The organism is Flavobacterium lacustre (assembly GCF_027474525.2).
Lineage (GTDB): Bacteria > Bacteroidota > Bacteroidia > Flavobacteriales > Flavobacteriaceae > Flavobacterium > Flavobacterium lacustre.
In genome coordinates, this window is the sequence record NZ_CP114882.2 from 3,017,454 (window position 1) to 3,029,738 (window position 12,285).

9 protein-coding genes are annotated in these 12,285 nt (G+C 29.1%); all 9 read right to left on the reverse strand.

The features are described from left to right. Positions 1 to 113 precede the first annotated feature (113 nt). A complete protein-coding gene (locus O6P34_RS13090; RefSeq protein WP_269684957.1) occupies positions 114 to 989 on the reverse strand; it encodes an Abi family protein in 876 nt (291 codons plus the stop codon). Positions 990 to 1,001: 12 nt separating this feature from the next. Continuing rightward, positions 1,002 to 3,614 carry a DEAD/DEAH box helicase family protein gene (locus O6P34_RS13095; protein ID WP_269684958.1) on the reverse strand — a complete coding sequence of 871 codons (2,613 nt, stop codon included), beginning with the start codon at positions 3,612 to 3,614 and terminating at the stop codon, positions 1,002 to 1,004. 3 nt (positions 3,615 to 3,617) lie between these two features. Continuing rightward, positions 3,618 to 4,157 (reverse strand): hypothetical protein, encoded by a 540-nt coding sequence (locus O6P34_RS13100; protein ID WP_269684959.1) that lies wholly within the window; start codon positions 4,155 to 4,157, stop codon positions 3,618 to 3,620. Between the two features lie 5 nt (positions 4,158 to 4,162). Continuing rightward, positions 4,163 to 6,091 (reverse strand): DNA methyltransferase, encoded by a 1,929-nt coding sequence (locus O6P34_RS13105; protein ID WP_269684960.1) that lies wholly within the window; start codon positions 6,089 to 6,091, stop codon positions 4,163 to 4,165. A 101-nt stretch (positions 6,092 to 6,192) separates the two neighbouring features. Then, positions 6,193 to 8,451: a DUF3987 domain-containing protein gene (locus O6P34_RS13110; protein WP_269684961.1), complete on the reverse strand. Its 2,259-nt coding sequence runs from the start codon at positions 8,449 to 8,451 to the stop codon at positions 6,193 to 6,195. Further along, positions 8,452 to 8,730 carry a helix-turn-helix domain-containing protein gene (locus tag O6P34_RS13115; protein WP_269684962.1) on the reverse strand — a complete coding sequence of 93 codons (279 nt, stop codon included), beginning with the start codon at positions 8,728 to 8,730 and terminating at the stop codon, positions 8,452 to 8,454. Between the two features lie 3 nt (positions 8,731 to 8,733). Beyond that, positions 8,734 to 9,021: a helix-turn-helix domain-containing protein gene (locus tag O6P34_RS13120; protein WP_269684963.1), complete on the reverse strand. Its 288-nt coding sequence runs from the start codon at positions 9,019 to 9,021 to the stop codon at positions 8,734 to 8,736. Positions 9,022 to 9,119: 98 nt separating this feature from the next. After that, entirely contained in the window at positions 9,120 to 10,631 is a 1,512-nt protein-coding gene (locus O6P34_RS13125; RefSeq protein ID WP_269684964.1) for a hypothetical protein, read from the reverse strand. Between the two features lie 60 nt (positions 10,632 to 10,691). Then, positions 10,692 to 11,924, reverse strand: coding sequence for a phage integrase SAM-like domain-containing protein (locus O6P34_RS13130; protein ID WP_269684965.1), 1,233 nt, complete (start codon positions 11,922 to 11,924; stop codon positions 10,692 to 10,694). Positions 11,925 to 12,285 lie beyond the last annotated feature (361 nt).

Consider the following 12,285-nt stretch of genomic DNA (forward strand, 5'->3'; position numbering starts at 1 on the left):
ATGAGTAAAAAAAAACCTCAGATAGTATCCGAGGTTGTTTATTTTTTTATAGTGCACCGCCAATGCAAATGAAGAGCAGGACACTTTTATAGTACAAATGTAGAATATAAATATTATTTATCATAACTGTAACCCAATTTATTTGTAATAATTTCATTGATCATAGCGTTATTCTCATATTTACTTAATATTTTATGTAATTTAGTTTCTAAATCATTCTTCCTATCTGAAGAAATATTATCCATTAAATACAATAATGCTTTTATAGCTGAATCAAGGCTATGACTATAATTGTTGTTAAATTTATAACCCTCCGGCTCTACTATCCCTTCATCGATGTGTAAATCAAAAATTACTCCACTATGAGCGCAGCTATTTCGAACAAAAACCAAGGTATCTAAAAAATTTTGTAATTTATATGGTTTTTTAATATTGTACTGTAATGACACTTTTTTACGGACTACATCATCTAAAATATGTTCATAAATTTTTACAATTGAACCGAAGGTATAATATTCAAATGTTTTCCAACAAGGGGCGTAAATATCATTTGGGTATTTTATGTGATGCTTATTTATTTGAATATTTTTAGTCTTAAAATTATTATTGTAATGCGATTTAATATCTTTTAAATAATCAGCTGACATAATATCAGGATCTGAATACCATATTGAATTATTATCATAGTGCATAGAAACCCAATAAATTAAATTTGTTCTGAAATTTAATTCTAATCTATTAATGTGTTTTATTAATAAATATCTTAAATCAACATCGAGATAATACAAATCTAACACATCTGAAAACTTAGTACCTTCCTTGAAATTATGGTCACTATCAATCTCAAATGGATGCCAATAAAACCCTAAACGATAATAGCCAATATCTAATAAAACTTCAGTTATTTTAGCATCATCTGAATCTATAGTCATACCTCTTTTACGAAGTTTTACTATTTGGTTTTCTATACTTGTAGCTATATTGGCCATTAATTATACTATTTATATATTTTTAAACTTTTCTTCAAATACACTTTCTCTGTTTTCTTTATTATAGAATGGCATACCAATTAATTTATAGCTTTGATTTTGATATAATTCAACAACGGATTCTTCTTCAATACCCATTAAAAAATCTTCTTTCCAAGAGTCTGTGCTAAGTAAATGAGTTCCTTTTGGTTCTATGAATAACTGAAATATGATTTCTTCTCCTGATTTTTTCTCTGTCATAAATAACACAAAATCCGGTTCAGTAGCTTTTGCATCGGAATATCTATACAATTTAAAAAACCTTTCGTTCCTAAGTAAATAAATATCTTCGTATTTTTCTCTTAACTCTTCAATTTGGCTTTCAAAGAATTTTACTAAAAACTTCTCTTCTGATGAACCATAATTTTCATTAAAAACATACCAATCTGCTTTATTTAAATCAACATAAAATTTAGGGTTAATGTCGTGGCGCATTGTTGGTTTACCTGTTTCGGCTTCCGATCCTTTATTTAATGAAAACGATAATTTTTTATTTTTAAAATGCTTTCTAACTGGTTCTCTATAAAATGATTTAGTACCTCTATATTCTCCAAATTTAGTAGTGATTTCATTTGCTATTTTATTTGCAATATCAATTACTATATCTAATTTTTGATGCGCTGTTAATTCTTTCGTGTCTTTTTCTAATCCTGAAACATCAACGCTAATACCTCCGAAATAATTAGCATCAGTTACAAAGTGAATCATTGATTTTATAGATGGGAAATATCTTCTTATGCTTTCAAAATTATAAAACGGTATTTTATTTAAACCTTTAAGAATTATTGTTTTATCCCAAACATTTAGCTTATGCGTATTCATATAATTTGCCGCTACACGATTTTGCTTGTTTCCAGCATCATCAAAAATGGTATTAACTGCTGAACGATTGGTTCTTAATGCATAAGTATAATTTTTTGTAATATCTGGCTCCTGGTATTCTAATAATGTTTTTGGATTGTTTAGTACTTTTTTATTTAAGAGAATAAAACCATTTCTGTAAAAATTAGTTTCTTTAAAATCCTCTTTCAAATATAAATCCACCTCAACTTTTTCGTCAGGGAATAATCCTATTTGCCGAAGTGCCTGATTTAACTCTGTTATGTATCGCGGATTGTGTGAACAATGGTAATGTAATGTTTCACAAATTCTTAAAGTATTTGTAACATCATCATCGTATTTTCTTTTATCTAAATCCTGCTCTTCTGTTAATTTATAAGGAAAATATCTTGCTCCTCTACCGATTAATTGTGCTTCTTGAACTGTTGTTTTACCTAGTGTTCCTGCTTTACCATCACGAGTATCATATAAACGAACAATATCGAAAAGATTTAATACATCCCAACCCTCGTTTAATTTATCAACTGCAAATATCGCTCTGTATTCGTTGTCAATATCTTCAAGTGAATTTATAGTAATTTGTTTATCATCAGTATCATTTTTAGAGTTAACCGATATTACTTTATCTTCTGAAAAGTCTTCTTTTAATTCATCAATTAAGCCTTGATACGTAATATTTAGACTTTCGAAATATTTCATTGCTTCAACAAGAACTTCGTTATCTAGCTTAATAATATCTTTTAATTTATCTTCATTTAAGTTTTTGATACTGCTAATGAATTTTTCCTCCATTATAGCACTTTCGGCAGTAGTCTTTGATTTAAGCATCACTACTGGCTTTGCTAATACCCCATTAGATGCAAATACTTTCTTTTTGTATTGGCTTATTATTGTTGCTACTAATGCTCTTTGTATCGGTTCAAAATCAATTTGATTCGTCTTTACTTCTTTAGAATATTTATCTTCTCTGAATTTAGCAAGTGGGTAATCGTATAATAATTTATTATTATATTTAGCTGCAATGTTTGGATGTGATAATTCTAATGTAGCTGTAAACTCCATCATTATGTTATCCGGATTGGAATGAAATATTCTATCTACCGTATTTTCCCAAGTAACTGAAATTTCTTTTTCTTGTGCCGTTAATGTTTTCTTGGTTAATGCATTGATATGATGCGCTTCATCAGAGATTAAAACTACCTTTCTATCTACAAAATCATCAAACGTAATACTGTTTTCTCTAGGGTTATTTAGTTTTGTATGCAACCCTTGAATAGTAGAAAACAAGATACTTACATCCTCTTCATTAGTACTTTCAAAGCTACTAACTTCATTAATTAACACATTTATTCCATTAATATTAATAACGTCTTTAAAAAGGTATTTCGAGCTTTTAGGGTTTAAGAAATTCTCTTTTGTTTTACGGATAATAGTATCTGTATTTACAAAGAAAATAAAATTACGATAGCCCATATTGTAAAGCTCTAATATAGCACCTGCCATTATTAAAGTTTTACCACTACCTGTAGCCATATGAAACAATACCTGTGATGGTTTTGCTCTTAATTTTGAATTATTAAGATAATAATCTAAAGCAGTAAACGCTTCTGTTTGATACTCACGAGAACCAAACTTTAAATTGTTTTTTATGATAGGAGATAAGGATACTTCTAGATCACCATCTTCTATTTTTGAAGCAATTCTTTTATCTAAACGCTGGTATGTATCTTGCTGAGAAATTGACATATATTAAAAAATTAGTGATAGGTTCTTATTTAAAATACCCCAAGGAAATTCATGATTAGGAGTCAAGTATCTAAACCCTGCAAATGAATTAACAGTAACAACCTTATATTCACTTATTTTTTGTCCTTCAATCCAACCATAAAAACCAACATTCTTATTAGAAAAATCTATCCAACCTACAATAACAATATCTTTTGAAATTGGATTTTGTTCCTCTGGATATCCATATGTCCATTTATCATTTGGTAAGTTAACGGTAGTTTTTTTTGCTACTTTAATATCAATTTTCTTATTATTAATAAGGAAATCAAATTCATCCGAATTTTTTTTTGTAAAATCGGTTTCATCTTTTTTATATATTATGTTATTCGTTTTCAAATAATGTTCAAATGCAATCTCTCCTAAACAACCCAATATTGCTTTATCAATTCTACTTTCTAAAGATAAACTGAATCTTGAATACAGACCATTTTGTACCATTTTACTAGCTTGATTTGACGCTAGTTTTAATGCTTCGTCAAAATTAAAATTTACTAATAGCATATTAATTATTTTGAAGATTTATAAAAAGAATAATTAACTTTCTTTATATCGTCGGATATATTATAACTTTTATCTTCTATTTCAGAATAATTTACATATAATTGATTTTTATCTAAAACTTCAACTAAATATTTTTTCATTTCTTCAATTGGCGCCGTTTTAAAACCATCTATTCTTTCTTCAAATTCTAACTTATTGAATCGATAATTAAGAAATGCTTTTTCATGCATTTCTTTCCAAATATTAATTAAAATCTCTTTAGTTGATGCATCTTGAATTAGTTCAATATATCTCTGATTATGTTGCATTAATTCTGCATAAACAAAAGACCCTCCTCCTTCCCAATTAACAAGTTCTGATATACCTGTTTGTTCACCATTAATAACAAACTTCATTCTTTCTACGGTAACGGTATTAATATAATCCATTTGTTCAATACCAATATATTTATATCCTAATTTATGTGCAGTTGCACAAGTTGTTCCACTGCCAATGTGAAAGTCTAAAATATAATCATCTTTAGTTAATTTATTACTAACCATATTGATTAGATACATAATTAAACTTTCAGATTTTGGATAAGAAAAAACTTCTTTGCCAAATATTTTCGTTAAGTCTTTACCCGCACTTTCAGTAGTTTGAACCCCCATTTTACTATCTATATAATTTAAAGGTGCCTCAATATCATATTCTTGCTTTTCATATGAAGGAGAAAATGATTTTGTTCTAATTGATATAGAAGTTCCATTCGTTATTTCATTTTCTAATTTTTTTTGACCCCATTTAAAGTTTCCTTTAAGTTTTACTTCCTTAACAAATAAACCGTCCTTAACCTCTGTATCTTCTAATAAATAAATATCATAACTATCTGTACCATATTTTCCTTTTTCATATAAACCATTTTTTAACCCTGTCTCTACAAAATTTGCAGGAAAAGCTAAAATGCCTACAGAGTTAGTTTTATTCATTAAACCGTTACTACTAGTTGAATTCTTCTCTACCCCTTTAAATTTAACACTATCCTTGTTTTTTTCATAACATAAGATATATTCAACAACCTTTTTACTCTTCTTCGGCAAATTTGAAGGTGTATCAGTTTTTTTCCAAGAAAAAATATCTATAAAATTTTCTTGTTTAAACAATTCATCCATTAAAACTTTTAAATAAGCTACTTCATTGTCGTCACAACTAATAAAAATAATACCATCATTAGTTAGAAGCTGCCTTGCTATAGTAAGTCTATTCTTCATGAATGTTAACCAAGAAGAATGATTGAAACTATCATTGTAATTAAAGCCATCATTGCCAGTATTGTATGGTGGGTCAATATAAATAAGCTTAATTTTTCCTCTGTGAGTTTTTAGAAGTGAAGCAAGAGCCAAAAGATTATTCCCTTTGATAATAAGGTTTTCATCTCCTTTCAACTCATTAACTTTATGTTCACCATTTTTGTTAAACATTTTGAAATTAGTAAATACTTTAGCATCTAATAATCTATCTACACTATCTGGAGCAAGTGTTTCGTTCCAGAAGGTTTCGTTTATTTTTTGGTCTTCTTTAGTTTGCCCTCCTTCAAGAACGCAATCTTTGTGAGGCCAAGCCAATACAACATCATTAGAAGTAGAAATAAAATTATCTAAATCATTGTCATTGGTTATTAACCCAATTTTATTTTTGAATGCAGTATAACTATCAGGAAGAAAGGATTTATTGTTTACAAAGCGTTGAAACTTGATTTTATCAAATACTAAAACAGTTGAAACTTCCTGAAAGAAATACTTCTTGAATGTTTCGTTTTTGAGTAGTAGACTTATTAGTTGCGGTTCGACTTTTAAAGCCAACTCTATGATTTTATTTTTGTTTAAATGACCGTCAACCACTAAATTATCTTCGTGTTTGAGTAAATCTATAAGTTCGTTCTGTAAATTTTGCATATTATGTAATCCTTGTTTGACAATTATTTTTTCAAATTTGAATGTAAATATAGAAATATTAAAAAGGTTTACTACAATTTTAATTAAGCACTATTGTAATATTATGATTTTTCATATACACCATACTCAGGTTGTGCTAAATAGACACCAATACAAGTTTTAAGTAAATTGTCTACGGTTCTTTCTTTTAGATTATATGAATTACTTAATTCAATAGCTTCCTTACGTGTAAACCGTTTTGGTAAGGCGTCAAAGAATTGTTTTTTATTGTCACCTCCTTTAAATGGACCTTGTTCTCCTTGTTTTGGTAAATTATTAAACATAATGATGCTATGCTGTAAATAGGTTTTTACTAAACTTACTGCACTTTCAAAATCAACATCTAAACTATATACTTCTTTTGCATACTCATTATTTGAAAACTTACGGATTGCTGTGAAAATCATGCAAAAACGATATAAAATTAATGCCAATCTCTTTACAACACTTAATGCATCATCACTGACAAAAGTGTTTACTTGTTCTAAAAAGTATCCAAATAAATCATTGAATTTATCCCATTGCTCTTCTGATAACTGTAATTGCATCGAGTCTCTTTCGAAATACTCTACCATTTTCAAAACCTTTTTTGACTGTGTTGTAAAATAGTCGGTTAAGTTTACTGGATTGCCTTTTGGCGAAGGATCTAACCATACCGCATCTGTTTTAAAAACATAAAAAAAGAATCTACTAAACAAACCATCTTCAGCCGATGGAATGATATTAAAGATTTGTTTAGGTGTTCCTGATAATGCAATAGCAAGTTGTGGTTCATTTACTTCTACGTATTCTGAATTGGTTTTACGGCTTACTGATATATTTTCATGATGAAACGCTTTTCGCAGCATATCCGAATAACTTCCCCATTCTTTTTTCATAGTCGTTCCTACGGTATCGGCTTCCGTTTCGCAAATAATCCCTTTACCTTCATTCCAATCTAAATGTTGAATCACTCTTGCATCACTAACATTGCCAGGAATGAAAACTACTTTAAATTTAGGTTCTGCAGGCATTTCTTGTTTTTCATCTGTTTTCCCTTTACCCTTCAACATTTTAAAAGCAGCTAAGTTTTCTTCATATATTTTTCTCGTTTCTAGAGATTCGGCTAAGATTTTTTCATGATACTTATCTGCTAATGCTTTTGAAAATTTTAATACTCCTTTGCCAGAAGCTGCAGGAGCTAAAATAAACGAATATAAGCACGGATAAACCGTACTGCCGTGATACACTCCTGATACATTAGGTAAGCAACCTGAAAGAATAGCCAGTGCTCCTGTTAAAAATACGTCTCTTTCCCTTTTATCATTGAATGCTTTACAACTTTCCAGTAATATTGGTGGCAAATTATCGTAAACTGATTGAGGAATGAACGGCGTTGATTTTAAAACATCTTCTTCCTCCGGAATTGTATTACTGCTGTTATTGTTTATTACAACTTGTTCTGAGGTTTGCAAGTTTGCAAACTTTGCAAACTTTGCAAAGTCTGCAATTTGATTTTTGTATGCGCTGTTAACTGCATTTTTTATTTCTCTTGTATCTAAATCAAAATTAGTCATGCAAAAATCTAATGTATCTTCTTCATAGATGCCAAATCGATTTGAATTACTAGCAAGTAAGTGAATAAAATTATTTCGATTTCCGTTGAAGTATTGTTCTTTTTGTTCTGTGAATTTCAAGCATTTATCTAGTAATTCATCTGTTGACTGTTGCCTCACAATCTCTTTTTTCGGTGTTTTTGGAGTTTCTATTACTTCATCTTTTAACTCGAAAATTGTAGCACTTTGATTTAGATATAAATCTGCATCAGAAGATAAAAAGCACAATCGGGTAATATCTTTACACTTTGGATCAAAATCAAACCCTGATAGGTCTTTATAATAAGTTGCCACTTGATGGTAAGCTTCGGTGTGTTGTTCTGCATTAGAATTTACTTTGATAAATACTTTGATTCCCGCACCACTTGGGCTGATAAAGGAAGCCATTGTTAAATTGCATTGATTTATTAAAACTGAAATATTTTGTAAATCTTCGAGAGGAATATGGTCAAAATCTAAACCTATAACCTGAGAATAGGTATTAACATTTACCTTTGTTCTAGTTGCTCCAAAAGTTGCTGAAGTAGTAAAGCCAATTAACCCACTCTTAATTTTGTCGGCTGTTTTATCATCCCCTTTATGAATTGCATAACGGATTGAATTGATATCACTTTTGTATTTTTCCTCTTTTATTTCTTGCAGTATTTCTAATAGATTTCTACTTCCTAAGTTGTTTTTGAAGTCTTTATACACGCTAACTGTCAATCCGTTATTTAGTATTTCCATTTATTTCTTAGGATTATAATTATCATTTAGTAATTTTTGAACATCAGAAAGGCGATAATAGATTTTATTACCTATTTGGAAAAAACCAATGATTTTTTTATCTCTCCAGTCTTGAGCAGTTCTTTTGCTGATATCCATTAGATTCATAAACTCCTGATTGTTATAAATTACATCTTCCGGGTTTTGAAAAGTCCCTGATTTTAATTTTGAATTTATTTCAGTTGTAACTACTTGGATTTTTTCAAGCATTTTTTCTGTTTTATCATACCAGTCTGCCATATCTTACTTTTTTAATAATGTTAGACATTCTAATAATTCGCTACGCTTGTAGTAACGACGCGCTCCAATACCATGAGCAAGTACTTTCCCTTTATTGGTCCACGCCCATAAAGTGCTGCTGTCAATTTTTAAGAATTTGCAGGTTTCTTCTCTAGTCAGAAGTTCCTCATCATCTTTTTTGGAGTTTAACTCTTTTTGGAGTTCAATAATACCGTTTTTAACGGATGTGCCTATCAACTGTTGTAATTGTTCAACGGTTAAGGTTTGAAGTAAAATCGCATTGTTTTGCATGACTTGTTATTTTAAAGTTTAACAAGTCAAAAGTCTAAATGAAGTCGTGTTGTGGATTGAATGGAATCGTGCAGTTTATGACACGGTTTTCGTGTGGTTTATTTTGCTTTGGTGTAAATACTCTCTCTAAATGCAATTTTACCAATATCACACAAAGGTTTTATTCTGTTTATATTGATATCAAATTTGTCTAATAGATCAAAATATGACTGTTGTTTTAAATCAAAATGAATTAAGTCTTCATAAGTCATTTTATGAAAAACGAAGCTGTAGTTGGAGAGATTTTCTTTGGTGTTGCTAAATTCTTCTTGTAAGTTTTTAAAAATAGTGAAAGCTTTATAATCCTTGAAAATTTTAGGATATGGATTTATTTCGTCAGAAACACTTAATTTATCTTCAAATTCAACAGTAATTGTTTGAGGAATTTTACTTGATTGCTCTTTTATAATATCTACAATTGATGGCATTTCAAAGTGATAATCATCAAGGTCAACATTTATTCCAAATTCAGAACTTCTATATTCATTGATATAAAATAATTCATTACAGTCTCTATTAAAATCTTCATTTTCATAAGCATCTTGATTTTTAAACTCACTCTTATCATAAGCATAGTAAAGCTGTGAAATGAAATAATAATATCCGTCTCTTAAATCGTGATTTCTAACTGTTATATTTTCTATTTTATTCAACTCATTAAAAAATAATGTAAACGTATCGTTAAATGAAAAACTTTGATAAATAGAAACATTTCCTTCCATAAACTTCTGCAGTCTATAAAAAGCATTATTTATATCTGAAATGATTGCATCAATATTTTTATTAGGTATTGGATATTGTTTCCTTAATTCAATTAATTTAACTTCAAATTTCCTTTTAAAATCAATGACTGTCTCTTCATCTTTGTGATTTGCCAAAATAGAATTACAAATCGCAATCTGGTGCTTGTAATTTCGTTCTTCGTAATTTTTAAAACAATCAATTACATAATCCGCTTTATCTTCAATCGTCATTGGAAAAGTAAAATAATCAATCTTACTTTCATTGGTTTTTAGCCAAACATCCAAATCCTTGTCTATTGTATCAAGGTTGAATTCATTATCATCTGACAATATTTTTTCTTTTAGATCAAATGGAATATTAAGAAATGATTTATAAACCGAATATTGATTTATGTCACAAACTCCATGAATATAATCCTTCAACGGCCTGTATTTATAACCTCTTGATTTGACAATACTTGAAAATGTATATTTATCTAACTCATCTTTGTCTATCAAAGCTAATTCTTCTATAAGTTCTTGATAAGTGCCGATAATGAAGTTTTTAGTTATTTTATCTCTCCAATCGTAAAAGTCATATTCCTTTGGAGTAGGTTTTGTAAATTCAATTAAATACGAAGCAATATCAGAATTGCATTTGTCAATTTTAGATTTAAACTTGGCGACTTTTTTCTTTGTTACTTCAAGCTTTTCGTAATTATCAGAACATAAGGAGTAATCAAGTTTACCTTTATCATTTTCTTCTTGTTCTATTGAAAATATTTCGAAATTTACTAAATCAACAATGTAGTCAACTATTTCTAATTCACGTTTACTAAACTCGCCCATCAGTTTATTTAATTTTAAGACGTGAAAATATCAAAATAAATCCAAACTAACTAAACCTTATTAAAAGTAGTTTGTCAATTCCATTGCAATGTCTTTGTTGCTTTTTCCAATGTAGGTTAAAAACATCCCTTCTGTAGTATGACCAGTGATGTACATTAAAAAAGAGGTTGGAATTTTACCATAATTATTTGAAGCAAAAGAACGTCTACCAATGTGAGAAGAAACGAATTTCCATTTTGGATAATCTTTTTCAACTTTTTCTTTTATTTCCGGATCAAACAAAATACCGTGAATAGGGTCATTTATCTTTGCTTTTTCACAAACTTTTTTGATATGCTCATTGTATTTTTGGTCTGAAATCTTTCTTGGAAAATTACCATCGTATTTTTTGAGTATTTCCATTATTTTAGAGTGTAATGGAATAGTCATTATTTTTTCGGTTTTAACCTGTGTAAATTCGATTAAAGGTTTTAGTTCTCCGGCTTTGTTTTTCTCGTATCTAATCATCGATTTATCAAAACGTAAAAAGTCAGAAACTCTTTGTCCGCAAAAACAGCTTATTAATAACCAATCACGAGCGTTTTCTAAACCATCGGTTAGTTCGCTTATTTTTATATCTTCAATTTTCTTGATCTCCACTTCGTTTAAATAGATATTATCAACTTTATAATATTTGGCTTTAATGCTATCTAATTGATGATGCGTTTCTACTCCGTTTGATTTAGCGTGTCTACAAAAGGTTTTAACAAAACGGATATTTCTAGCAGTAGTATTTGGAGCATAACCAACACTGATACAATATTTTTCGAAATCCATTTTGAATTTAGTATCAACATCCCGAATGTACAAAATTGATTTTGTGTGTTTTTGATAACGCTGCAATAAGTGTTTAATGACATTGCATTTTGTTATGGTGCTGCTTTTTACGTCGTTCTTTTTAAACTCAATGAAAGTGTCAATATAATCTACTAATTTATCAGTATGCTTTTCTTCTACTTGTGGTGGGTTTACAAAATCTTTTAACCATAAAGCATCAACAACCTTAACACCTTTACTATTGTTGTATTCTTTAAGAAGGTCGTTTCTTAATGTTGCTAAATCTGTGTCTAGGTTGGCAAAATCAATCAATTTCATAGCTTTCTTTGTAGGTCTTTGCTCAGCATCATCCCAGTTAACTGGATCAATATGATAATTTGTTTTAGCTTTGATGTCAAGAGTTCTGCCATCACGTAACCGAACATAAATCACTGCCGGACTTTTTTTGCTTTGAAGAAGTAGATAAATAGAAGCCATATTTTTACCTTTTTATATTACCTAAAGATACAAAATCTAGTCCACATTTAGTCCACATTTAGTCCACAATCATCAAAAAACATCCACATTAATCCAATCTAAATCAAACAGAATATTTTAAAAAACGTTGTAACACATTGATTTTATTGACACTTTGTGTAAAAATAGGATTCTTTGATTTTTTACGATTTGATAAATTGTAGTCCCTCTTTCTCCGCCAGTAGAAATACAAATTGAATTAAAACCCTTTAAATCGTATGATTTAAAGGGTTTTTTCTTTTCCTATACAATCAAATTATTCATTAATGCGTGAACTGAAAGGGATAAAATCGGTTACCCTAAACTACCCGAAATTAGGGTA